A 23,104-nucleotide genomic window follows, 5' to 3' on the forward strand; every position below is an offset into this window, starting at 1 on the left:
TGATCTCGGCCAGCGACCAGGGGTTCCGGCCAGGGCGTCACCGATGATGGCTGCCATGACCGGCTTGGGCACCAGGCAGTCCTGGCACTCGGCCGAGCCGGCCCGCACGGTGAAGTGCACGCCGTTGGCCGGATCGACCTCCCAGGCCGCCTCGAAGCCGTCGCTCTCCAGCATCGTCGTGGCGCCGGCCAGCGCGCTGGCCAGTTCGGCGTCGGACCGGGAAGCAGACTCGGACGTGGTCATAGCTGGCTCTCCTGGCTGTTGGTCGGGACAGGTGTGACGGCCGGCCGGCCGCCCCGGGGACCGAAGGTCTCGACGACGGCGGACACCCCGGAGTTCGAGGCGCCGGCGACCACCACGAGGACGGCATCCGGGGACGTGAGGGCGTGTACGCCGTCCCGCGCGGGATCGGCCCCGGTGTCGACGACCGCGTCAGGGTGGTCCCGGGACACGCGCCACCGACTGATCCGCGACACCGCACCCTTGCCCGCGCGGTCCAGTTCATCGCGGCGCAGGAACGACTGCTCGTGCAGGAAGACCGAGACGTCTCGCTTGCTCCATCCGGCGTTCGCCAGCAGATGGGCGTGCTCGGGACACAGCACCACGCAGACGCTGACGCTCTCGTGCAGCAACGCACCGGTACGGGAGGTGGTCCCGGCGATGTCGTAGAGCAACTGTTCCGCGACTGCGGTGTGCCGGGCCTCGATGTGCACCGTCGAACGCATGGTCAGCGCCGTCACCGCGCTCTCCTCGGGCGCCAGCCCGCAGTCGACGTGCAGCGGAGTCCACGGCGACTCCTCTTCGTTCTCGCCGATGCAGCAGGTGTACTTGGCCGGCGTGCCCTGAGTCGCCTGATCCAACTCGTGCGGTCGCAGACCCAGGGCGTTCATCGCCGTGAGGCGGATCGCCCGGCCGATGGTGGCATTGGCCCGGAACCCGGGACCGAAGAGGTTGCCCCGGCTGTTGATCCCGATCTGCTGGCGCACCGGCCCGTTGACCAGCAGCAGGGAGGCCGTCCCCGTGGTGCTCTGCCAGATTCCCTTGCGGGCGTAGCCCTCCTCGCGCAGGGACTCCCACGCCGCTACGACCACCGGGAAGTACTCCGGCAGGCAGCCGGCCATGACCGCGTTGATGGCCGCGAGCCGAACGGTGACGGAGCGGTTGATCTGGGGCATCTCCAGCAGGACGTCGTCCTGGTCCCGGTCGAGCCGCGCGAGCATCGCGTCCAACTGCTCCTGGCCGCACGGCACGACCGGGAGCCCGTCGGTCCACCCCTCCGCGAAGCAGTGCTCGATCGCCTGGGGAGCCCCGGTCACTCCTCGACCCCGAGGATCGCCAGGACCCGCGGAAGCAGATCCTCCACTCGTTGCCTGATCTCCTCGGCGTTGAGGCTGGCCACCGGATGGGGCACCAGCGCGTATTGGAAGCCGGGAAGCCGTACGTCCGCGCCATGGCGTCCGCCGGGATCCGGAAGACCTCGGTGCAGATGGAGACAGCAGGGACGCCCTGTCGCTCCAGAAGGATGCCGTCGGCCAAACTGGCCGCGCTGCACGAGCCCTAATCGCCGATCGCCGTGATGGCGAAATCGCACTCCTCGAAGATGCGCTGGGTCTGCGTCGGCTCGACCGGCGTGCCGAAGTAGGGCTTGGTGAACATCAGGACGTCCTTGACCCCGTAACGCTCCTTGAGCACGACGCCCATCTCGCTCAGCAACGCGGCGCCGTTCGGCTTGCCGTTGTCCAGCAACCCCAGGGTCGCGCCGCGGAGCGACGCGAGTCGCGGCGCCAGCGTCGTGTCCGCACTCTGGTCCGCGACGCCAGTCGGATCCAGGATTGATTCCAGTTCCATGGCAGCACCCCTCGATCGGTCGGGGGCGTCGGGCCGGACCTCGGATTGTGCGTCATCCGAACATCGATTCATACCCCGCACATGATGCTAGTGAGACGAGGAAGCGCGGTCAACGGCCGGTACGGTCGGCGACGCCTCGCTGGGATGGCGCTGTCGCGACGGCTCTCCGATGGGATCTTCGGGGCGCGGCGAAGGTTCCGTCGGGAGCTCGACCCGGCGGCGGTCGGCCCCGTCCGGAGGCACCACGAGCCGGTGGAGGGTGAGCGGGACGGAGTTCATCCCGAGCTGAGGGGTCTGTCTCAGCCGGCGCTGGCCCCGTGGCAGAACTTGTACTTCTTGCCCGACCCGCACGGGCACGGGGCGTTGCGCGGGGTCTCCTTGGTGCCGGAGACGGTCGCCGACTTGGCCGCCTTCGCCTTGCCCGACTCCCCGCGGAGGCGTCCAGGCTGGGCGCCGAGTAGCTCAGCTGCTCCGGGCTGCGCCGCGGTGCCTCCAAACCCTTGACGTCCAGCTGCGGCCCGGTGCCCGACGGCGTCGGCGCCACCGGAGCGGCCGCGGACGCCGCAGCCGCGGACGGCTTGGCCGTCCCGGAGCGGCGGGCCGTCGGTGTTGCCGTCCCGTTGCCGGCCGATGCCGCCGGCGTGGGTGCGGTGGGAGCCGACGGGGCGGCGGTCGCCTGACCCTGCGGGGCGGCCTTGGCCTCGGCGGCCTGGCGGGCCAGGACGCGGGCGGTGCCCTCCTGCGCGGCGGCCAGCGCCTTGGCCTCCGCCTCGTCCTGCTTGGCCTTGGCCTCGGCGTCCTGCTCCGCCTTGGTCTTCACCTCGAGGTTGAACAGGAAGCCGACGGACTCCTCCTTGATGCCGTCGAGCATCGCGTTGAACATGTCGTAGCCCTCGCGCTGGTACTCCACGACCGGGTCGCGGTTGGCCATCGCACGCAGGTGGATGCCGGCCCGCAGGTAGTCCATCTCGTAGAGGTGCTCGCGCCACTTGCGGTCCAGCACCGAGAGCAGCACGCGCCGCTCGAGCTCCCGCATCACCTCCGACCCGAGCCCGGTCTCCCGCTCCTCGTACGCGCGGTGGACGTCGTCCAGGAGCTCCTGCTTGAGCACCTCGGGAGCGAGCGAGGACTGGTCGCCGTCGGCCGTCCGCTCCAGCAGCTCCGGGATGTCCAGGCCCACCGGGTAGAGCGCCTTGAGCCCGGTCCACAGCTGCTCGAGGTCCCAGTCCTCGGCGTAGCCGATCTCGGTCGCACCATCGACGTAGGCGCTGATGACGTCGTCGACCATCGTCTGGATCTGGACGTGCAGGTCCTGGCCGTCGAGCACCTTGCGGCGCTCGTCGTAGATGACCGTGCGCTGGCGGTTGAGCACCTCGTCGTACTTGAGGACGTCCTTGCGGACCTCGAAGTTCTGCTGCTCCACCTGGGTCTGCGCCGAGAGGATCGCCCGGCTGACCATCTTCGACTCGATCGGCTGGTCGTCGGGCACCCGCAGGGTGTTCATCATCGACTCGAGCATCGGGCCGTTGAACCGGCGCATCAGGTCGTCGCCGAGGGAGAGGTAGAACCGCGACTCCCCGGGTCGCCCTGACGGCCGGACCGGCCCCGCAGCTGGTTGTCGATGCGCCGGCTCTCGTGCCGCTCGGTGCCGAGCACGTAGAGCCCGCCGGCCTCGACGACCTGCTCGTGCTCGGCCTTCACCTGGGCCTTCGCCTCGGCCAGCGCGTCGTCCCAGGCGGCCTCGTACTCCTCCGGCGTCTCCGCCGGCGACAGGCCACGGGCCCGCAGGGTCTCGTCGGCGATGAACTCGGGGTTGCCGCCCAGCACGATGTCGGTTCCGCGGCCGGCCATGTTGGTGGCCACCGTGACCGCGCCCAGCCGGCCGGCCTGGGCGATGATCGCCGCCTCGCGTGCGTGATTCTTGGCGTTCAGCACCTCGTGCGGGATGCCCCGCTTGAGCAGGTACTTCGCCAGGATCTCGGACTTCTCGACGCTGGCCGTTCCCGCCAGCACCGGCTGGCCGCCCTCGTGCCGCTCGGCGATGTCGTCGACGACGGAGTCGAACTTCGCCTTCTCCGTCTTGTAGATGACGTCGGACTTGTCCGCCCGGACCATCGGCCGGTTCGTCGGGATCGGGACGACGCCCAGGCCGTAGGTCTGGTTGAGCTCGGCGGCCTCGGTCTGGGCCGTGCCGGTCATCCCCGACAGCTTCTCGTAGAGCCGGAAGTAGTTCTGCAGCGTGATCGTGGCGAGCGTCTGGTTCTCGTCCTTGATCTGCACCTTCTCCTTGGCCTCGATGGCCTGGTGCATGCCCTCGTTGTAGCGGCGCCCGGACAGCACGCGTCCGGTGAACTCGTCGACGATGAGCACCTCGCCGTTGCTGACGATGTACTGCTGGTCCTTCTTGAACAGCTCCTTGGCCTTCAGCGAGTTGTTCAGGTAGCTGATCAGCGGGGTGTTCGCCGCCTCGTAGAGGTTGTCGATGCCGAGCTGGTCCTCGACGAACTCCACGCCCTCCTCGGTGATGGCGACGGTGCGCTTGCCCTCCTCCACCTCGTAGTGGACGTCGCGCTTGAGCATCGGCGCGATCCGGGCGAACTCCCGTACCACTTGGCGCTGGTCTCGGCCGGGCCGCTGATGATCAGCGGGGTGCGGGCCTCGTCGATGAGGATCGAGTCGACCTCGTCGACGATCGCGAAGTGGTGGCCGCGCTGCACCAGGTCGGCCTTGCTCCACGCCATGTTGTCGCGCAGGTAGTCGAAGCCGAACTCGTTGTTGGTGCCGTGCGTGATGTCGCACAGGTACTGCTCGCGCCGGACGTCGGGCCGCTGACCGGAGACGATCGTGCCCACGTTGAGGCCGAGGAAGCGGTGCACCCGCCCCATCCACTCGGCGTCGCGCGAGGCGAGGTAGTCGTTGGTGGTGACCACGTGCACGCCGTTCCCGGCCAGCGCGTTGAGGTAGGCCGGCAGCACACCGGTGAGGGTCTTGCCCTCACCGGTCTTCATCTCGGCGATGTTGCCCAGGTGCAGCGCGGCGCCGCCCATGAGCTGGACCCGGTAGTGCCGCTGGCCCAGGGTGCGGGTGGCCGCCTCCCGGACGACGGCGAAGGCCTCCGGCAGCAGGGAGTCCAGCGACTCCCCGTCGCCGTACCGCTCCCTGAACTCGTCGGTCTTGGCCCGCAGTTCCGCGTCGCTGAGCGCGCCGGTCTCGTCGGCGTGGGACTCGACCGCATCGGCGATCTTGGACAACCGACGGACGAGCTTGCCCTCGCCGGCACGGAGAAGCTTCTGGAACACCACGCCCCCAGCGTAGGCGGCATGCGCCCCGGGATCAGCCGGTACGGCACAGCGGCTGCTCCGTAACCTTCCCGCGTGCCCCACGATCCCCACGACCTCGGCCCCGGCCTGCTCGAGCTGCTGGTCGAGCGCCACCTGGCCACCCTCACCACGCTGCGCGCCGACGGCACCCCGCACGTGGTCCCGGTCGGGGTCACCTACGACCCCGCCACGGCCGCGGCGCGGGTGATCACCTCGGGCTCCTCGGTCAAGGTCCGCCACGTCCGCGCCGGGCAGCAACGGGTCGCGGTCTGCCAGTTGAAGGACCCCCGTGCCCCCAGCCCTCGCACGCTCGGGCCGGGACCCTGCACGAGGGCCACGCGGTCGCCGACGCCGTGGCCCGCTACGCGCAGCGCTACCGGCAGCCCCGCGAGAACCCGGCCCGGGTGGTCATCGAGATCTCGGTGGACCGCGTGCTCGGCAACGCCTGAGCAGGGATCAACGCGCCCGGGGCGCTCGGCCGGCGATCGCCCCCCGTCAGTCGGCTACGAACTCGTCGACGACGTGCGCGCCGATCCAGTCCTCGTCGAGCTCGACGCCCAGCCCGGCATCCACCGGTACCGGGAACGTGCCCCCGGGCCCCGCGGCCAGCACGTCGTCGCTGTAGTCGAGGTAGACCGGGAAGTCGTCCGAGGCCCGCAGCAGGCTCGGCGCCGACAGCGCCAGCTCGTAGAAGTTGGTGTTGCGGATCGCCGACATGCACGCCCGGTGCGCCGGGCCCGGCCCGTGCAGCTCCACGTCCAGACCGAATCCCTCGGCGGCGTGGGCGATCTTCATGACGCCGGTGATCCCACCGTCCAGGTCGGCGTCGGCCCGCACGAAGTCGGTCCCACGGCCGGCGATCTGGTCTACGTGGGCGGCGAACCCGCGGACGTGCTCGCCCAGCAGCAGCGGCGTGGTCAGCAGCTCCCCGAGGCGACGGTGCGCGTGCACCGAGATCCCGCCCTCCCGGTACGGGTCCTCGTACCAGAAGAAGCCGGCCTCATCGCAGGCCCGGCCGACACGCAGCGCGTCGGCGAACGTCGAGTAGCCGCACGACGGGTCGAGCATCAGCGCCATCCGCTCGCCGACCGCCGCGCGCACCCCGAGGACGTTGGCGACCTCCCGCGGGATGTCCTCACCGTTCCAGCCGTGGATCTTGAAGGCGGTGTACCCCAGGTCCGCGCACTGGACGGCGAAGTCCGCGTAGTCCTCCGGCGCGGAGAGCGACCCGGTCTCCGCCCCGTGCAGGGTGGACACGTAGGCCGGCAGGGTCGTGCGGTACCCGCCGAGCAGCTGGGAGACGCCGACCCCGTACGCCCGGCCGGCCAGGTCCCACAGCGCGATGTCGATGCACCCGATGCCGGTGCGGTCGTGCTTGCGCCAGAAGTGGCTGAGGTCGCTCCAGATCCGCTCGCGCTGGAAGGGGTCCTGCCCGAGGAGCCAGTTCGCCACCTGCGGGACGGCCGCAGCCGCGAAGCCGTTGATCCCGCTGCTCCAGACGTGCCGGCCGGTACCGGCGTCCGACTCGATCGTGAGGACCCAGCCCCTGCCGGGGCTCTCGCTGTCCGTGTCGGAGGCCACCGGCAGGAACCGGTCGAACGCCCGCCCGCGCCGGGTCCAGCCCAGCGTCTGCAGCCTCACACGCCTGATCGCGCTCATGACGTCCTCCCGTACCTCGGCGGCCGTGGCCAGGGCGACCCGGTCCGGCCGGCGAACGCCCCGAGGCGTTCTTCGTCCACCTGCACGCCGAAGCCCGGCGCGTCGACCAGCACCGCGATCCCACCGTCGAGCCGAACACCCCCGCTCAGCAGACCGTCCCGGAGCGGGTTGACCGGGGTGGGGTCGGCCTCGAAGACGGTGTCCCGGCCCAGCGCCGACAGCAGGTGCAGCGTCGCGGCGTGGTTGATGACGCCGTGCGAGATGTGCGGCGCGAGGCGGAGTCCGGCCGCCAGGGTCAGCGCCCCGATGCGCAATGACTCGGTGAGCCCTCCCGCCCGGCTCACGTCGGGCTGCACGACGTCGAGCGCGCCGCGGTGGACCCACTCGGCGAAGGCCGCCGCCCCGGCGAGGTTCTCGCCCGCGGCGACGGGCACCAGGCCACGCGCGCGCAGCCGGACGAAGTCCGCCATCCGGCTCCGGGGTAGGGCTCCTCGAGCCAGTCGAGGCCGAGATCGGCAGCGGCTCCGGCGAGCGCCGCGACATCGTAGTTCGGGCCCAGGTTGGCGTCGGTCATGATCCGGAAGTCGGGAAAGGCATCCCGCACCGCGCGCAGTCTCGCCAGGTCGTGGTCCAGCCGTTCCCCGACCCGCACCTTCCCGGCGGAGAAGCCGCGATCGACCAGGGCGCCGATCGAGGCCACGAGCCGCTCCGGGGTCGTGAAGCCGAGGGTGAAGCCCCGGCGTAGGTCTGGAACCGGGTCGTCGCACCGCCGAGCAGGCGGTGCACCGGCTGGCCGAGGTGCTTCCCGTAGGCATCCCACAGGGCCAGGTCGATACCACTGAGCGCGAGCGAGAATCCTCCGGCCATCCCGGCACCGGACAGGAACCGCTCATCCGTCTCCGCATTCACCCCGGCGCTGTCGCCGACGTCGCGTCCGACGACGACCTCCTGCATGGTGGTGCGCACGATCTCCGCGACCGCCGAGCCGGCGTGGCCGTGGAACGCCTCGCCCCAGCCGACCGTCCCGTCGGCGCAGGTGACCTTCACCAGCACGATGTCGCGGCGGCTCGCCGTGCCGAGGCTGAGCGGGTCCGGTGGCGTGTCGAACTCGGCGGTGACGGGGAACGCCTCGAGCGCCACCACCTCGGTCGCCATCTCAGCCCTCCTCGACGGGATGGCGGCGCAGCGCTTCCTCGTCGACCTCGGCACCCCATCCCGGGCCCGTCGGCAGCTGCAGGCGGCCGTCGACGATGTCAGGCGCCGGCACGACCTCGTCGCGCCAGGGAACTCCCTCGACGTCGATCTCGAAGATCGCGAAGTTGGGCACCAGCGCGGCGAACTGCGCGCTCATGTAGGTGAGCAGATGGCTGCCGTAGTTGTGCGGCACCACGTTGAGGTCGAAGTTGTGCGCGAGGTCCGCGACGCGCAGCGCCTCGGGGAGACCGTTCCACGCCACGTCGACGATGGGCACGTCCACGGCGCCGGCCTCGAACAGCCGCCGGAAGGAACGCAGCCCGGTGTAGGTCTCCCCGACGCGATGCGCGGGCCGCGACGGCTGCGGGCGTGCGCCAGCGGCGCGATCTCGTCGGAGTCGATCTCGAACCAGTCCAGGCCGTGGTCCCCGAACCGGTCGGCCAGTCGCGCGATGCCCTCGCCCTTGACGTTGTGGTTCACGTCGATGAACAGCTCCACCCCGGGGCCGGCCCCGTCGCCGAGGGCGTCGAGGACGTCGCAGACCCCGCCGACGACGCGGGGTCGGGCTCCAGCTCCGGCCAGCCCGGTCCGCCCCACGAGGACAGCTGAAGCCGGGCGCCGTCCGGCCCGACCGTCATGAGGTTGGTCTTGAGCGCGGAGAAGCCGGCGGAGGCGACGTCGGCACCCAGCTGCCGGACGTCGTCCAGGGAGCGCAGCGGCTCGGCCAGCCCCGCCTGGGCGAGCCGGATCCGGCCGAGGCCGCAGTGCGACCAGTACAGCCGGAAATCCTGCCGCAGCGGTCCCCGAGCAGCTCCGCCACGCTGAGGCCGCGCGCCCGGGCAGCGACGTCCAGGCACGCGTTGACGACCGTGCCGACGGCCCGCCGGTTGAGCCCGTCCTCGGCCTCGCGGGTGCGGGAGCGGAGCAGCTGCTCGATCCGGCGCCAGCACGTGGGGTCCTCGCCCAGCACGAAGGAGGCCAGCCGGCGCACGACGCCGGCCATCCCGTGCGCGGAGAGCATGCCGTCGGTGAACTCCGCCCATCCGGTCACGCCGTCGTCGGTGCTGATCTTCAGGTACGACCAGTAGCGGGTGCCGGCGGCGCAGGTCAGGATCTCGGCATCGGTGATCCGCACGTTCCTACAGCTCCGCCGCCGGGACGAAGTGCACGTCCGCCGCGCGCACGCCCAGGGTCGTGCGCTCGCCCTCCGCCACGGATGCGTCGGCCCGCAGCTCCGCCCGCACCACGGTGCCGCCCACGTCGAGCGTGACGTCCAGGAACCGGCCGAGGAACGTGACCCGCTCCACCGTCGCCGGCCAGCGGTTCTCGCATCCGCCGGCCGCGTCACCGAGCAGCACGTCCTCCGACCGGAAGACCGCGACGCTGCGGGCGCCCACCGGCTCGTCGGCGCCCTCTGCACCGGTGACCGTCACGCCGGGCAGCTCGGTGGTGAGCGTGCGCCCGCCCTCGGCGACCGTGCCACCGATCATGTTCGCCCGGCCCACGAACTCGGCCACGAACCGCGACCGGGGACGGCGGTAGATCTCGCGCGGCGGGGCCTCCTGCTCGATCAGGCCGTCGCGCAGGAGCACGACGCGGTCGGACATCGACATCGCCTCGGTCTGGTCGTGGGTCACGTAGATGCTCGTGACCCCGACCGTGCGCTGCAGCTCGAGCAGTTCGAACCGCATCTGCTCCCGCAGGCCGGCGTCGAGGTTGCTCAGCGGCTCGTCGAAGAGGATGACCTTGGGGCGGGTGACGATGGCGCGGGCGAGCGCGACCCGCTGTTGCTGGCCACCGCTGAGCTCCGTTCCGTACCGGCTCGCGTAGGGGCTCAGGCCGACCAGGTCGAGGACCTCCGCCACCCGGGCCTGCGCATCGGCCTTGGGCATCTTCGTGAGGCCGTAGCCGACGTTGCCGGCCACCGTCATGTGCGGCCACACCGCGTAGGACTGGAACACCATGTTGACGCCCCGCCGCTCCGGGGGCACCTGGTTCTGCGCGGTCGCCACGACCTGGCCGTCGATCGTGATCCGACCGGCGGAGGGCGGTTCCAGCCCGGCGATGCAGCGCAGCGTGGTGCTCTTGCCGCAGCCGCTGGGCCCGAGCAGCGTGACGAACTCACCGGGCGCGATCGAGAAGCTGATGCCCTTGACCGCCTCGGTGTCCCCGTACTTGATGCGCAGGTCCTCGACGACGACGGAGGCGCCGGTGACGGGGCGGTCCTCCCGGGCACGGGCCGGTGAGGACGTCGGGTTGATGGTCTCGGGCACGATCACCTCTCGGTTCACAGGCTCGACGAGTCGAGCCGCACCCGGAAGACCATCCGGGCGATGAGGACGCCGGTCAGCATGACCAGGGTCAGCAGGAGTCCGATGACGGCGGAGTTCCGGATGGCCCCGGCTTCGATGAAGCTGAAGGCCAGGACCGCCAGGGGACGGGAGTTGGGCCCGGCGATGATGACGGCCTCGTCCACCTCCCGCATGGCGAAGACGTAGAGCAGGATCCACGCGGACATCAGCGACGGACGCAGGAGCGGGAACGTGATGGTGCGGATGACGCGGAGCTTGCCGGCGCCCGACATCCGCCCCGCTTCCTCCAGCGACTTGTCGATCTGGATGAGCCCCGCGCTGGCGAACCGCGCGGCGTGCGGGATGTAGACGCCCACCAGGGCGACCACGATCAGGGTGAGCGTGCCGTACAGCGGGCTGCGCAGGTACAGCCAGACGATGCCGGTGGCGAACACGATGCCGGGCACCGCGATGGGGACGGTGGAGATGTAGTCGACCAGCCCGCTGAGCAGGCCCCGCTCCCGGACGACCACGTAGGCGACCGCCACGCCGAGCACCACCGTCAGGGTCGGCACCAGGAAGGCGAGCCAGAGCGAGTTCGTGAACGCGTTGAGGACGTCGGGGTGGTGGCCACCTCGACGAAGTTGTCGAAGCTCAGCGAGAGGTCCCGGAAGTCCGTGATCGCGAACGGCGTCAGGCTCATGAGCACCAGCGCGGTGTACGGCAGGACCGTGGCCAGCAGGACGTACAGGGCGAACCCGGCCGTGACCGGGATCTTCTTCCACCCCAGCCGGATGAGCCGGGGCCGGGTGCCGCGCGCTCCCACCGTGACGAACCGGCCTCCGTGGCGGATGGCCCGACGGTAGAAGTAGATGCCGGCGAGGGTGAACCAGAAGATCATCGTGCCGATCGCCGCACCCAGCGGCGGGTCCGACGGGAAGACCGTCGTCGCCCGGTAGACCTGCACGGCCAGCGGCGTGAACCCGGCGTCAAGGCCGAGCACGGAGGGGATGGCGAACACGCCGGTGGCCAGCACCGCCACGAAGAAGAACGCCGCGGCGAGCGAGGGCCGCATGATCGGCAGGGTGACCTTCAGCGCCGTGGCGATCACCCCGCGGCCGTTCATGTAGGACGCCTCCTCGAGCGAGGGGTCCATGTTCTTCAGCGCCGAGGAGATCAGCAGGTAGGCGTAGGGGATGTAGTACAGGAGCATCACGAACATCACGCCGACGAAGGTCGTGATGTCGACGAACGTCGCATCCGTCCCCAGCAGCCACCGCAGGTTCACGTTGATCATGCCCGAGCGGGGGCGGCGAGCATGCTCCAGGCCACCGCTCCGACGAACGGGGAGAGGAACAGCGGGACGATCACCCCGAGCTCCAGCAGCCCGCGCGCCCGGACGTCGGTGCGGGAGAGCACCCACGCCGCCAGCCCACCGAAGGTCACCGCGAGAGCGGCGGTGGAGAGCGCCAGGGCGAGCGTGCCGAACAGCGATCCCAGGTACTCGGTGCTCGCGTACACCCGGAGGACGGCGTCCAGCGAGAAGGAGGCGTCGGGCAGCCCCGGCCCGCCGCTGCGGAAGGCACCGTAGAACAGGGTGGCGACCGGGCCCACGATGAGGCCGACCACGAAGAGCAGGACCGCCCAGGCCAGCACACTCGCCCTGCGCCGCCCGCTGGGCTGCCCCCGGGGCCCGCGACCGGCAGGTCCCCCGCGTCCGCCGGAGCGATCGCAGGGTCCCCGCCGGCCACGGAGCCGGACCGAGTCGGAACGGCCATCAGCCGGAGTACCCGAAGGTCTCGCTCCACCGGTCGTAGAAGTCGCCGTCCGGACCGATCGTGCCCAGGAACTCCTCGTCGGTCACGAACTCGAACCAGGTGGTGGAGTCGTCGGGGGCCTCGTACCAGTCGAGCTCGGTGATCTCCCGGTTGTCCTCGACCTCGGTGTTCAACGGGTTCGTCTGGGTGATCTCGGAGTACCGGGCCCCGGCCTCCGGGGACGTCCCCCATTCCATGAACAGGCGGGCGGCGGCGGAGTTCGGGGCGTTCTCGACCACCCCGCACCCGAAGGCGCCACCGACGGTGGTGTCCGGATAGGCGAACTCGATCGGTGCGCCCTGCAGGGCGATGGGACCGGCCAGGCTGTCCGTGATGCCCACGCCGAGTGCGTACTCGCCCTGGACGACGCCGTTGACCAGTTCGGCCGACGAGAGGAAGTCGGGGTCGTTGGCGGCGATCGCCTCCAGCGCCTCCCAGCCGTACTCGTCGGCCAGCCGGCCCTCGGCGAGCTGGTAGTAGAAGGCGGCGATCTGTTGCGAGGACTGCGGCATGTTCACCGCGATGCGGCCGGCGAACCGTGGGTCGCCCGCGGCGGCGATCGGGTCCTCCTGGACGAGGGCGATCTCCTCCTCGGACAGCAGCGAGGTGTTGTAGGTGACGGTCTGGTAATAGGAGTTCTGGAGGGGATAGAAGTAGCCCGGCTGCCCGAGGTCCTCCGGCAGCAGGTCACCGTCCTCCGGGGTGTACTCCGCGAACCACTGCTGCTCGACGGCCTGGCTCAGCGAGGCGTAGTCGGCGAGGCAGAACACGTCCGCCTGCGCCTGGCCGGCGGACTGTTCCTGGGCGAAGCGCTGGAAGAGCTGGCTGCCGGGGAGCCGCAGCACGGACACCGGGATGTCGTACTCGTCGGTGAAGCCCTGGGTCCACGCCTGCAGGGAGGTCTCGTTGGCGTCACCGTAGAGCGTGAGCTGCCCCTCGGCCTGGGCATCCGCCACGAGGGCTTCCAGATCGCCGCTCGCCGAGGTGGGCTGGTCGCCCGACGCAGTCTCGTCGCCGCCGCCCGAACAGCCGGACACCAGGATGAGCGCGGCCGCGGCCAACGCCCCGCTGGCCGTCCTGTGGGATCTGCGCACGGTAGCTCCTTTGCTCGGTGGGATCGCCGTCGTCCTGCCGTGCCCGCGGACTGGGTCCGAGGGGCGAGGCAGGCGGATCATCCATCCGACGTGCCACCCGGTCGCAAGGCCGTGTCCCGCAGAGCGGGGCAGATCCTGTGACGCCCGCCTCAGGGGACGCGCGGCGCCCCGAGCGCGAGCGAGATGGCCTGGGCCGACGCCCGGACGACGCCGGCGAAGCTGCGCGCCTGGTTCAGTGCGGTCGCCCCGGTGACCGAGAGCGCCCCACGACGCGGTTCCCCGGGCGAAGATGGGTGCCGCCACGCAGAACAGGGACTCCTGCGACTCCTCGAGGTCGTAGGCCACCTTCTCCTGGCGGATGCCGACGAGCTCCCGGCGGATCTGCGCCGGGTCGGTGAGGGTCCTGCGGGAGCGACGGGCGAGCGGCCCGGCCAGCACCGCGTCGACGTACTCCTCGCTGCTGTAGGCGAGGATCGCCTTGCCCAGCGCGGTGCAGTGCATGGGCAGTCGGCCACCCGTGCGGGAGTGCGGCACCTTCAGGTCGCGGGCGCTGATCTTCTCGATGTAGATGATCTCGTTGCCGTCGCGCACGGCCAGGTTCGAGGTCAGGTGGGTGATCCCGTTCAGCGAGTGCGCGAAGGGGATGGCCAGCTCCCGCAGCCGGGAGTGCTCCGGGACCAGGTGCCCGAGCTCGAACAGCCGGACACCGAGCCGGACCCCGGTCCGCCCCCTCTCCAAGGCACCCCACTCGAGGAGGTCCAGGACCAGCCGGTGGGTGGTCGATTTGGGCACGCCGGACCGCCGGGCCAGCTCGCGGATGCTGAGCTCGGTCCGCTCCGCGGAGAACAGCTCCAGCAGCGAGAGGCCGCGCAGGAGGGAGGAAGTGGCGTCCTGCGGAGCGGGACGCGTCATCGCCTGGTCCGTCGCATGCCGGGATCGTAGGCGCGCCCTGGAGCGGACGGCCGACGGTGAGGTGGACGTGGACGACGAAGTCTCGATCGAGGTCGAGGAGTACCGCCGCGCGGTGCGCGCTGCGCTGCGCCGCGCCGGGGCCTCCGAGCGCGACGCGTGCTCCCAGACCGAGCTGCTGCTCGACGGCGATCTGCGGGGACACAGCTCGCACGGCGTCCGGCGCCTGCCGGTGCTGGTGGAGCGGATGCGCAACGGCCTGATCGTCACCGACGCCGAGGTCCGGATCGAGTGGCGAACCGAGTCGTTCGCGAGCATCGACGGCGGCTGGGGGTTCGGCGCCGTCGTCGCCGAGACCGCGGTCGATGCGGTCGTCGGGCGGGCGGGCCGCACCGGCGTAGCCGTCGCCGCAGTGCGCGGGGCCAACCACATCGGCATGCTGGCCCCCACGTCGAACGCATCGCCGCCGCCGGGCAGATCGGCCTGGCCCTGACGACGAGCGAGGCCCTCGTCCACCCCTGGGGCGGCTCACGAGCACTGGTCGGCACGAACCCGATCGGGATCGCGGTGCCCACGACGGGCGACCCGCTGGTGGTCGACATGTCGACCGCGTCGGTCTCGATGGGCAAGATCCTCGACCACCTCGGCCGGTCGCAGCCGATCCCGGCCGGCTGGGCGGTCGACGAGCACGGCAGGCCCACCACCGACGCGGCCGCCGCCAGCCGGGGCGCCATCTCCCCGTTCGGCGGGTCGAAGGGGTACGCGCTCGGTGTGGCGTTCGAGGCGCTCGTCGCGGTACTCACCGAGAGTGCCTTGGGCACCGACGTCCGCGGCACGCTGGACACCACCGAGCCGACGACGAAGGGCGACCTGTTCATGGCCATCTCGCTCGAGCGGCTCGGCCTGCAGGGGATGCTGCCCGCACTCACCGCCTACCTGGAGCAGTTGCGGGCGAGCGGAGCCGAAGGTTCCCCTCCGGTCTCCGTGCCCGGTGACCGCTCCCGGGCCGTCCGGACCAGCCGACTCGCGGAGGGGATCCCGCTGCACCGGGCGACGTGGAGCGCGACCCTCGCCCTGATCGAGCCGACCGCCATGGAGGCCCGCCATGTCTGAGCTGCCACCCTTCGGGCTGCTGCGACTGCCGACGGAGATCCGCTTCGGCGTCGGCGCGGCCGGCACCGCCGCCGCCGTGGTCGAGCGGTTCGGGCGCCGCGTGCTCCTCTGCACCGACCGGATCCTCTCCGCGACACCTGCCTTCCGGTCCCTGCACGCCGAGCTGGAGGGGCGAGGGCACGCCGTGCTGGTCCTGGACGACGTCGAGGCCGAGCTGCCGCTCGGCTCCGTCCTCGCCTGCGCCGAGCTGGCCCGGGGCTTCGGTCCCGACGTCGTCGTCGGATACGGCGGCGGCAGCGCCCTGGACCTGGCCAAGCTGGTGGCCCTGCTGGTCAGCCACCCCGGCCGGTGGCGGAGTTCTACGGCGAGAACCGGGTGCCCGGGCCGGTCCTGCCGATCGTCGCGATCCCGACGACGGCCGGCACCGGGTCGGAGGTCACCCCGTCGCCGTGCTGTCGGACCCCGACCGCGCCCTCAAGGTCGGCGTCTCCGACCCGGCCCTGATCCCGCGCGCCGCCGTCGTCGACCCGCAGCTCACCGTGGGGGCACCGCCGGCCGTCACGGCACACTCGGGGATCGATGCCTTCGTGCACGCGGTGGAGTCGTTCACCGCCTCGGGCCGGTTCACGGAATGGCCGGAGTCCCTCGGCGTCTTCGTCGGCCGCAACCGGCTGAGCTCCGGCCTCGCCCTCGACGCCGTCCGCCTCGTGTCGGGCTCGCTGCGCACGGCGGTCACCGACGGCGGCGACCTCGCCGCCCGCACCGACATGGCGCTGGGCAGCCTCTACGCCGGCATGGCCTTCGGAACGGCCGGCACGCACCTGTCCCACGCGATCCAGTACCCGGTCGGCACCCTCACCCGCACGCCGCACGGGCTGGGTACCGGGCTCCTGCTGCCGTACGTGCTGGAGGCGTGCGCCCCGGCCATCGGCGCGGAGCTGGTCGGCATCGGCACCGCGATGGGACTGTCCGACCCCACCGTGCCCGCCACCCTGGCCGCGGTCCGGGCGCTCGTCGCGGACATCGGCATCCCCGGCTCCCTGGCCGAGCTGGGCATGCAGCGCGCCGACCTGCCGCGCGTCGTCGAGCTGTCGCTCGGGGTGACGCGGCTGGTGGGCAACGCCCCGCTCCCCGGGTCCCCCGAGCTGGTCACCGAGATCGTGACCGCCGCCTTCGAGGGCCGGCCCGCACGAGCCCTCGCCTGACCCGCCGACGACACGACGAACGGAGACTTCCATGCAGCTGAGGACCGACCTGCACATCGGGGGCCGGTGGCGGGCCGGCGCCGGGGACGCGCGCTTCCCGGTCATCGACCCGTGCGACGGCACGACGATCGCGCAGTTCGCCGTCGCCACGGAACAGGACTGCGTCGACGCGGTGGAGGCCGCGGACGCCGCGGGCCCCGGGTGGGCGGCGACCCGCCGCGCGAGCGGGGCGAGTTGCTGCGCGCCGTGTTCGAGCTGCTGCGGGCCGAGCGCGCCACGATGGCGGAGATCATCGTGCGGGAGAACGGCAAGGCGCTTTCGGACGCGCTGGGTGAGGCCGACTACGCGATCGAGTTCTTCCGCTGGTTCGCCGAGGAAGCGGTGCGCATCGGCGGGGACTTCCGGCTCTCCCCTGCGGGTGACAAGCACATCCTCGTGACGCGGCAGCCGATCGGCGTCTCGCTGCTCGTCACGCCCTGGAACTTCCCCGCCGCGATGGCGACCCGCAAGATCGCCCCTGCCCTCGCCGCGGGGTGCACGGTCGTGCTCAAGCCGGCGCCGGAGACGCCCCTCACGGCGGCCTACGTGACCGATGCGCTGCAGCGGGCCGGGCTCCCCGACGGGGTTGTGAACCTGGTGACCCCGGTGCCCGCCGGCCCGCCGGTCGCCCGCATGATCCACCACCCGGCCGTGCGCAAGCTGTCGTTCACCGGCTCCACCGAAGTCGGCCGGCTGCTCCTCCGGGAGGCAGCGGACACGGTGGTGCACTGCTCGATGGAGCTGGGCGGCAACGCCCCTTCCTGGTCCTCCCAGGGGCAGACGTCGATGCGGCCGTCGAGGGGGCCATGGTCGCGAAGATGCGCAACGGCGGGTCCGCGTGCACGGCGGCCAACCGCTTCTACGTGCACCGCTCCCTGCTGGCGGAGTTCATCGAGCGCCTCACCGCGGCGATGCGGGCCGTACGCACCGGCCCGGGCCTGCAGGAGGGCGTGCAGCTCGGCGCGCTCGTCTCGGTGGCCGAGCGGGACAAGGTGGCCGGTCTCGTGGCCGACGCGGTCGCCGACGGTGCCCGGATCACGACGGGCGGGCACGGGTCGGAGACCGGCGCGTTCTACGAGCCCACGGTCGTCACGGACGTGGCGCACGGCAGCGCGCTGACCACGACCGAGATCTTCGGACCGGTCGCGGCGATCGTGAGCTACGACGACGTCGCGGAGGCCGTCCGGATGGCGAACGACACCGTCCACGGGCTCATCGCCTACGTGTACGGCGAGCAGGCCCTCGCGCTGGCAGTCGCCCACCGGCTTGAATCCGGGATGGTCGCCGTCAATCGCGCCGTGCTCAGCGACCCCGCCGCACCCTTCGGCGGCGTCAAGCAGAGCGGACTCGGCCGCGAGGGCAGCTCGGAGGGGATCCTTGAGTTCCTCGAGGAGAAGTACATCGGGATGGACCTGCCGACGGTGCCTGCCTGACCGACCCGCTGGGCTGGGGGCGCCCCTCCGGGCGCCCCCCAACCCAGCGCTCAGGCGGTGGGAACGGCCTGCGGCTCGGCCGTCCGAGCGGGAGCGGCGCCGTTCTGCGTCACCTCGGTCAGCCGGATGAGGCCGTAGTCGTAGGCGTGCCGGCGGTAGACGACCGTCGGCTGCCCCGTGTCGGCGCACTGGAAGAGGAAGAAGTCGTGGCCGACCAGCTCCATCTCGTGCAGCGCCTGGTCGACGGTCATGGGCGTGGCCGGGTGGTGCTTCTCGCGCACGACCTGCCCGGGTAGGTGCTCGTCGAGGTCGGTCACGTGCGTCCCCTGGGCGAGCTGGCGGTCGAGCTCGAGCGCATCGACGGCGCCCATGTCGGCGACCATGTTCCCGCCCACCCGCACGCTGGCCGGGGTGCGCCGGCCGTGGTGCACGCGGCGGCGGTCCGCCGCGCGACGCAGCCGGTTGTCGAGCTTGCCGGCCGCGAGATCGAGCGCGGCGTAGAAGTCGGGGCCGGCTGCTTCGGCCCTGACGACGGGGCCCTTGCCTCGCAACGTGATCTCCACGCGCTGGCAGGCGGCCGACTGGCGGGGGTTCTTCTCGTGGAAGAGCTCGACGTCGATCCGGCTGAGCTTGGTGTCGAACCGCTCCAGCTGACCGACCTTGTCCTCCACGTGTTGGCGGTAGTGCTCCGGAACCTCGACGTTGCGACCTCGGACCACGATCTCCATGGGACCTCCCGGTTGAGCCGGTTGTAGGTCGCTTCGACGCTAGTCCCTCCTCGGAGGTCCCGACAGTCGATCGAGAGACGCCCCACGGACGTTCTCGGACCGCTTCGGGACAACCTGCAGGTGGACTCCCGGACGACCGCCCCGGGCAGTCCTCGGCGTCGCCGCGACGACGGCGGCGAGGACCGGCGTGCCTCCTGCCGGCCGGCCGGCCTCGAGCGCCGCGGCGGCCTCGGTGAGCGTGGCCCCGGTCGTCACGACGTCGTCGACGAGGACCAGCAGCGCTTCCGGGAGCGGCCTCGTGTCCACCCGCTGGAACGTGCCGGCCAGGTTCGCGCGGCGCTGCGCCACGGACATCCCGGCGGAGTCCCGCACCTGCCCGCGACGCCGCAGCAGCCTGGCCTCTGCGGCCGGCAGGCCGGCCGCTCGCAGCTCCGCGACCGCCCGACCGGTCAGCTCGCGCACGTGGTCCCGCCCGCGCGAGCGCAGTTCCGCCCGCGAGCTCGGCACCGGCACGAGCAGCACGGGACGGTGCGAAGCCAGCGGCCCCGGGACGGCGGAGACGACGGCGGCGACCGCGAGGGCCAGCGCCGCACCCAGCGGCCGGGCCAGCTCGGCCCGCCCGCGTTCCTTGAACTCCAGCACCGCCGGGCGGACCGGACCGGCGTAGCGGCCCGCGGCGGCCGTCGGCGGGAAACCCCAGGGCACACGCCGCGGTGCCGCAGGCAGGGGCCGGGCCAGGTGCCGTGCGCACGGGGAGCAGAGCACCGCGCCGGGGATCCCGCAGCCGGCGCAGGTGCGGGGCAGCACGAGATCGGCGAGCACGGCCCCCACGCCGCGGAGCCTCGGACTGGCCATCACCGCACCCTAGGGCCCCGTCGCGAGGCTCACCGCGGGCCTGTGAGTTCGAACGGCTCCGTCCGGAGGCTCGCTGCGAGCCCGCGAGTGGTGAGGAGGACGGGGTCCTTCCGGTGGTCCTTCTCCTGTGGACGCCGGTCGTCGTCAGAGCGGGTAGAAGGGCGCCATCCCGGGAAGGGGCTCGCGTCCTCGGACCAGCGTGGCCCAGGTCCCCCGGTGAGCTGCCAGATCGTCCCGCCGGCGTCCACCAGCGGCTGTCGGGTGGGAGCGGCGGCGACCGACCGTGGTTCGCTGGGCAGCCCGGACTGGGAGATCTCCGCGAGACCCCAGCCGTCGACGCCGACGGAGTAGGGCACGACCCGGCCCTCCGCCAGGTCGCCGGCGAGCACCAGCAGGCTCCCGCTGTCCCGCCAGGCGACGTCGGTCACCCGCGTCAGCTCCGGCGCGATCGCGCGGAAGTCCCGCACCGCCACGCTGCCGTCGTCGGCCCGGACGACCGTCCCGATGTAGAGGCCCGGGCCGCTGGGGCCCTCGACCACCAGCGCCGCACGCGTGCCGTCGGGAGAGAGCTGGAACGCCTGGGCCGGGCCCAGGGACTGCAGCGTGGGCGTGGCGACGGCCTGCGGTGAGCCGCCGGCCTGCACCCGCACGACGGAGGTGCCGTCGCGCACCACCCAGACCTCCCCACGGGTGGTCGCCACGGTGGGGGCACTCAGCCGACCACCGCTGAGCACCGCGGTCAGCTCGCCGGCGTACGGGCCGGCCAGCAGGGTGGCACCGCCCCCTGGGGCTGCACACCGACGAGGTAGGACGGGTCACCGGACGCGGGGTCGATCGAGACGGTCGCGGCGACGAGGCCGTACTGGCCGGTGCCGGCCGGTCCCGGGATCGCCTCGCCGGAGGCCACCGTGTGCACTCCACCGCCGGTCACGTAGTGGCCCACCGTCCCGAGCGGCACCGCCTCGGGGTCGAAGGCGGTCCAGTGCTCCGTGGTCTGCGTGTCCGGCACGTCGGCGATGTCGACCGGCTCGCCGTCGATCCGGACCTCCACCGACCTGATCGAGACGTTCCGCAGCCGGCTGAGCGTCCACACCAGCTGCGCCGAGGCCTGCGCGAGCATGGGCGACGGCTCCGCGGGCAGACCGGTCAGGTCCACGATCGCGGCCTGCCCGTCCAGGCTGACGTTGCTCCGCAGCCGGGCACCGGCCAGCGCGTTGCGCACCCCCGCGGACAGGTAGCCCGACGGCCCGGCGAGCAGCCGGTCGACGATCGCGGTGGGCAGGCCCTCGCCGGCGATGACGTACCGGGGGTCGGGCACCAGGCGCTGGTACGTCGGATCGAAGAAGTAGACCGGGGTCTCCTCGTAGAGCCGCTGAAAATCCGGCTCCAGGATGATCAGCCCGTCGGGAGGATCGGTGATCCGCCATTCGTCGTCCACCTGCTCGAGGGCGAACTGCCGGGTGAACGTCCCGAGCGGGGCCACGGTGAACACACCCCACGGATCGACCGTCCCGACGGGGTTCGCCGTCACCTCCACCGCGCCGGACTCCCGCGTCACGGTGGCGAAGTCCTGGCTGATCACGGTGGTCTCCGACTCCTCGGGGTACCAGGTGCGCGCGGCTTCGGGCGTCAGGTACTCGCGCGCCACGCGGTGCCCCGGCCGCGCGCTAGCGGCAGCGTCGATGAAGTTGCGGACGATCTCGTCGGGCGTCGCCCCGGGCGCCGGCGACAGCGGCTCGATGCCCACCACCTCGGCCGGACGGTTCGGCGCCTGGGGATCTCGACCGTCGACGAGGTCATGGGCACGGTGGAGCAGGCCGACAGTACGAAGAGCAGAGCCGTGACGACGGGCATCCGGACGGCCCGCCTCACGACGGTGTCCCCGGTCGGCGGAGGAAGGCCGGGCGCAACGGCAGCGGAGAGTTGGTCAGCTCGCCCCCGCGGTCAGCGGCAGCGTGAGCCGGAACTGGGCGCCGGCTCCCGGCTGTCCCCACACCTGCAGCCAGCCGCCGTGCAGGCGGGCGTCCTCGAGGCTGATGGACAGGCCCAGCCCGCTGCCGCCCACGGTCCGCACCCGCGAGGATCGGCCCGCCAGAAGCGGTCGAAGACGTGCTGGGTCTCGGCCGGGCTGAGCCCGACGCCGCGGTCGCGGACCGTGACGGCGGCGGCGGTCCGGTTGGCGGCGACGGTGATCTCGATCGGCCGCCCCGCACCGTGCTCGATCGCGTTGCCCACCAGGTTGCGCAGGATCCGTTCCACCCGGCGCCCGTCGACCTCGGCGACGATCGCCTCGTCGGGCCGGTTCACCACCAGCTCCGAGTCGTGCCGCTCGGCCAGCGGGTACATGCCGGCGACGACGCGCGCCACCACTGCGCCCAGGTCGGCCGGCTCGGCATCGAGGACGGCGGCACCGGCGTCGTAGCGGCTGATCTCCAGCAGGTCGGTCAGCAGACCCTCGAACCGGTCCAGTTCCGCGCGCAGCAGTTCGGCCGAGCGCGCCACGTGGGCGGGGAAGTCACCGCGCGCCTCGTGCAGGACGTCGGCGGCCATCTGCACCGTCGTCAGCGGCGTCCGCAGCTCGTGGGAGACGTCGGAGGTGAACCGCTGCTGCAGTTGCGAGAGCCCCTCCAGCTGGGTGATCTGGCGTTGGAGGCTGTCGGCCATCGCATTGAAGCTGGTGGCCAGGCGGGCGAGGTCGTCCTCACCGCGCACCGTCATCCGTTCCTCCAGTTGCCCTTCGGCCAGCCGTTGCGCCGTGCCGGCGGCCCGGCGCACCGGGTCGACCACCAGCCGGGTGACCAGGACGCCGATCCCGACGACGAACAGCGTGAGCGCGATCCCGCTGATCACCACCGTGCTGCGGATCAGCGACAGGCTCTCCACCTCCTGGCGGAGCGGGAAGGCGTAGTAGAGCTCCACCTGCTGGGTGCCGGTGACGTCGCTGGGCACCGCGGCCCCGATGAGCAGCGTCGGCTGCGGTTCCCCGGCCGCATCGGGCACCGGCCAGTACTTGCGGGACTGCCCGCCTGAGGCGGCGTCGGCGCGCAGATCTGCGGGCAGCGCCTGGAAGACCGCGCGGCGGCTGTAGGCGGGGCGCTCGACGTCACCGATGCGGTGCACCATCACGACGTCGAAGTCCCCCGCCGCACCCCCACGCTGCAGCAGCGCGTTCACGGTGCGGTCGAGGGTGGAGCGCACGCTGGCGCCGTCACCCGGGGCGATGGCCGCGATCTGGCTCTGCGCGTAGACGACGCCCGTCTGCGCCTGGTCGATGGCCGCTTCCTCCTTGACCGACAGCAACTGGTCGCGGATCTGGCTGAAGAGCACGAGGCTCACGATGATCACCACGGTGCCGGCCACGACCATGGTGATCGCGCCGATGCGTACCTGCAGGGACGAGCGCCACGCGTGCACCGCGCGCGCCGTCTCCCGGCGCAGCGCGCGCTGGGCCCAGCGCCGGCCGCGTCCGACCCGGCGCCGCAGCCCCCGCCGGATGCGCCGGAGCTCCGCGGTCGGCCGCGGCTTCTCCGGTGCAGGAGGCTGCGCCTCGGTCTGCCCCGAGGGCGGCGCGGTGCGGGTCACCCAGCCATTGTGACCGG

At 72.1% G+C, this 23,104-nt stretch carries 21 protein-coding genes and 7 pseudogenes; 5 read left to right on the forward strand and 23 right to left on the reverse strand.

What is annotated here, in order from left to right; genetic code table 11:
* Nucleotides 1–239: 239 nt before the first annotated feature.
* The 17 genes and pseudogenes from U6N30_RS23700 to U6N30_RS23790 form a co-directional block, all read right to left on the reverse strand.
* Nucleotides 240–1,316 carry a hypothetical protein gene (locus U6N30_RS23700; protein ID WP_324274210.1) on the reverse strand — a complete coding sequence of 359 codons (1,077 nt, stop codon included), beginning with the start codon at nucleotides 1,314–1,316 and terminating at the stop codon, nucleotides 240–242.
* Nucleotides 1,313–1,920: pseudogene (locus tag U6N30_RS34500) on the reverse strand (UGSC family (seleno)protein). The gene U6N30_RS23700 and the pseudogene U6N30_RS34500 overlap by 4 nt, the downstream one beginning before the upstream one ends.
* 227 nt (nucleotides 1,921–2,147) lie before the next feature.
* Nucleotides 2,148–2,837 (reverse strand): SEC-C metal-binding domain-containing protein, encoded by a 690-nt coding sequence (locus U6N30_RS23710; RefSeq protein ID WP_324278435.1) that lies wholly within the window; start codon nucleotides 2,835–2,837, stop codon nucleotides 2,148–2,150.
* A pseudogene (locus U6N30_RS34505) lies at nucleotides 2,732–4,407 on the reverse strand (preprotein translocase subunit SecA); the annotation flags it as partial. The pseudogene U6N30_RS34505 and the gene U6N30_RS23710, both read right to left, overlap by 106 nt.
* Entirely contained in the window at nucleotides 4,296–5,408 is a 1,113-nt protein-coding gene (locus U6N30_RS23725) for a hypothetical protein (RefSeq protein WP_479690539.1), read from the reverse strand. The pseudogene U6N30_RS34505 and the gene U6N30_RS23725, both read right to left, overlap by 112 nt.
* Nucleotides 5,345–5,506, reverse strand: coding sequence for a hypothetical protein (locus U6N30_RS23735; RefSeq protein ID WP_324274213.1), 162 nt, complete (start codon nucleotides 5,504–5,506; stop codon nucleotides 5,345–5,347). The genes U6N30_RS23725 and U6N30_RS23735 overlap by 64 nt, the downstream gene beginning before the upstream one ends.
* Before the next feature lie 157 nt (nucleotides 5,507–5,663).
* Complete coding sequence (locus U6N30_RS23740) at nucleotides 5,664–6,827, reverse strand: enolase C-terminal domain-like protein (protein ID WP_324274214.1); 1,164 nt, start codon at nucleotides 6,825–6,827, stop codon at nucleotides 5,664–5,666.
* Nucleotides 6,824–7,479, reverse strand: a pseudogene (locus U6N30_RS23745) (enolase C-terminal domain-like protein). Before U6N30_RS23745 ends, U6N30_RS23740 begins: the two are co-directional and overlap by 4 nt.
* Nucleotides 7,398–7,982 (reverse strand): enolase-like domain-containing protein, encoded by a 585-nt coding sequence (locus U6N30_RS23750; RefSeq protein ID WP_324274216.1) that lies wholly within the window; start codon nucleotides 7,980–7,982, stop codon nucleotides 7,398–7,400. Before U6N30_RS23750 ends, U6N30_RS23745 begins: the two are co-directional and overlap by 82 nt.
* Before the next feature lies 1 nt (nucleotide 7,983).
* Nucleotides 7,984–8,304 (reverse strand): enolase C-terminal domain-like protein, encoded by a 321-nt coding sequence (locus tag U6N30_RS23755; RefSeq protein ID WP_324274217.1) that lies wholly within the window; start codon nucleotides 8,302–8,304, stop codon nucleotides 7,984–7,986.
* A gap of 193 nt (nucleotides 8,305–8,497) precedes the next feature.
* Nucleotides 8,498–8,659, reverse strand: a complete 162-nt coding sequence (locus U6N30_RS23760; RefSeq protein WP_324274218.1) for a hypothetical protein — start codon at nucleotides 8,657–8,659, stop codon at nucleotides 8,498–8,500.
* Nucleotides 8,656–9,156, reverse strand: coding sequence for a hypothetical protein (locus U6N30_RS23765; protein ID WP_324274219.1), 501 nt, complete (start codon nucleotides 9,154–9,156; stop codon nucleotides 8,656–8,658). Before U6N30_RS23765 ends, U6N30_RS23760 begins: the two co-directional genes overlap by 4 nt.
* Before the next feature lie 4 nt (nucleotides 9,157–9,160).
* The gene (locus U6N30_RS23770; protein WP_324274220.1) at nucleotides 9,161–10,300 is read right to left on the reverse strand and encodes an ABC transporter ATP-binding protein; all 1,140 of its coding nucleotides are present in this window, start codon (nucleotides 10,298–10,300) and stop codon (nucleotides 9,161–9,163) included.
* 8 nt (nucleotides 10,301–10,308) lie between these two features.
* Entirely contained in the window at nucleotides 10,309–10,887 is a 579-nt protein-coding gene (locus U6N30_RS23775) for an ABC transporter permease (RefSeq protein ID WP_324274221.1), read from the reverse strand.
* Nucleotides 10,875–11,609: an ABC transporter permease gene (locus U6N30_RS23780; protein WP_324274222.1), complete on the reverse strand. Its 735-nt coding sequence runs from the start codon at nucleotides 11,607–11,609 to the stop codon at nucleotides 10,875–10,877. The genes U6N30_RS23775 and U6N30_RS23780 overlap by 13 nt, the downstream gene beginning before the upstream one ends.
* A complete protein-coding gene (locus U6N30_RS23785; protein ID WP_324274223.1) occupies nucleotides 11,606–11,968 on the reverse strand; it encodes an ABC transporter permease family protein in 363 nt (120 codons plus the stop codon). Before U6N30_RS23785 ends, U6N30_RS23780 begins: the two co-directional genes overlap by 4 nt.
* A 121-nt stretch (nucleotides 11,969–12,089) precedes the next feature.
* Nucleotides 12,090–14,135 carry an extracellular solute-binding protein gene (locus U6N30_RS23790; RefSeq protein ID WP_324274224.1) on the reverse strand — a complete coding sequence of 682 codons (2,046 nt, stop codon included), beginning with the start codon at nucleotides 14,133–14,135 and terminating at the stop codon, nucleotides 12,090–12,092.
* Here U6N30_RS23790 and U6N30_RS23795 point away from each other — a divergent pair.
* From U6N30_RS23795 to U6N30_RS23810, 5 genes and pseudogenes are all read left to right on the forward strand, one after another.
* Nucleotides 14,041–15,245, forward strand: a pseudogene (locus U6N30_RS23795) (Ldh family oxidoreductase). The gene U6N30_RS23790 and the pseudogene U6N30_RS23795 sit on opposite strands and share 95 nt — an antisense overlap.
* Nucleotides 15,238–15,588: pseudogene (locus tag U6N30_RS34510) on the forward strand (iron-containing alcohol dehydrogenase); the annotation flags it as partial. The pseudogenes U6N30_RS23795 and U6N30_RS34510, both read left to right, overlap by 8 nt.
* Nucleotides 15,589–15,694: 106 nt before the next feature.
* Entirely contained in the window at nucleotides 15,695–16,450 is a 756-nt protein-coding gene (locus tag U6N30_RS23800) for a dehydroquinate synthase/iron-containing alcohol dehydrogenase family protein (protein WP_422677974.1), read from the forward strand.
* A 31-nt stretch (nucleotides 16,451–16,481) separates the two neighbouring features.
* A pseudogene (locus U6N30_RS34515) lies at nucleotides 16,482–17,178 on the forward strand (aldehyde dehydrogenase family protein); the annotation flags it as partial.
* Nucleotides 17,179–17,295: 117 nt separating this feature from the next.
* Nucleotides 17,296–17,922, forward strand: coding sequence for an aldehyde dehydrogenase family protein (locus U6N30_RS23810; RefSeq protein WP_324274226.1), 627 nt, complete (start codon nucleotides 17,296–17,298; stop codon nucleotides 17,920–17,922).
* 50 nt (nucleotides 17,923–17,972) lie between these two features.
* Here U6N30_RS23810 and hpf read toward each other — a convergent pair whose 3' ends face one another.
* The 6 genes and pseudogenes from hpf to mtrB all read right to left on the reverse strand — a co-directional run.
* Complete coding sequence (gene hpf / locus U6N30_RS23815) at nucleotides 17,973–18,650, reverse strand: ribosome hibernation-promoting factor, HPF/YfiA family (protein ID WP_324274227.1); 678 nt, start codon at nucleotides 18,648–18,650, stop codon at nucleotides 17,973–17,975.
* Nucleotides 18,651–18,689: 39 nt separating this feature from the next.
* Nucleotides 18,690–19,505, reverse strand: a complete 816-nt coding sequence (locus U6N30_RS23820; RefSeq protein ID WP_324274228.1) for a ComF family protein — start codon at nucleotides 19,503–19,505, stop codon at nucleotides 18,690–18,692.
* 29 nt (nucleotides 19,506–19,534) lie between these two features.
* Nucleotides 19,535–20,239 (reverse strand): LpqB family beta-propeller domain-containing protein, encoded by a 705-nt coding sequence (locus U6N30_RS23825; RefSeq protein ID WP_324274229.1) that lies wholly within the window; start codon nucleotides 20,237–20,239, stop codon nucleotides 19,535–19,537.
* Nucleotides 20,240–20,244: 5 nt separating this feature from the next.
* The gene (locus tag U6N30_RS23830; RefSeq protein WP_324274230.1) at nucleotides 20,245–21,252 is read right to left on the reverse strand and encodes an LpqB family beta-propeller domain-containing protein; all 1,008 of its coding nucleotides are present in this window, start codon (nucleotides 21,250–21,252) and stop codon (nucleotides 20,245–20,247) included.
* A gap of 180 nt (nucleotides 21,253–21,432) precedes the next feature.
* Entirely contained in the window at nucleotides 21,433–21,579 is a 147-nt protein-coding gene (locus U6N30_RS23835; RefSeq protein WP_324274231.1) for an ATP-binding protein, read from the reverse strand.
* Nucleotides 21,580–21,644: 65 nt separating this feature from the next.
* Nucleotides 21,645–22,871 (reverse strand): annotated as a pseudogene (mtrB, locus tag U6N30_RS23840) (MtrAB system histidine kinase MtrB); the annotation flags it as partial.
* Nucleotides 22,872–23,104: the final 233 nt, after the last annotated feature.

The organism is Blastococcus brunescens, assembly GCF_035320885.1.
GTDB lineage: Bacteria > Actinomycetota > Actinomycetes > Mycobacteriales > Geodermatophilaceae > Blastococcus_B > Blastococcus_B brunescens.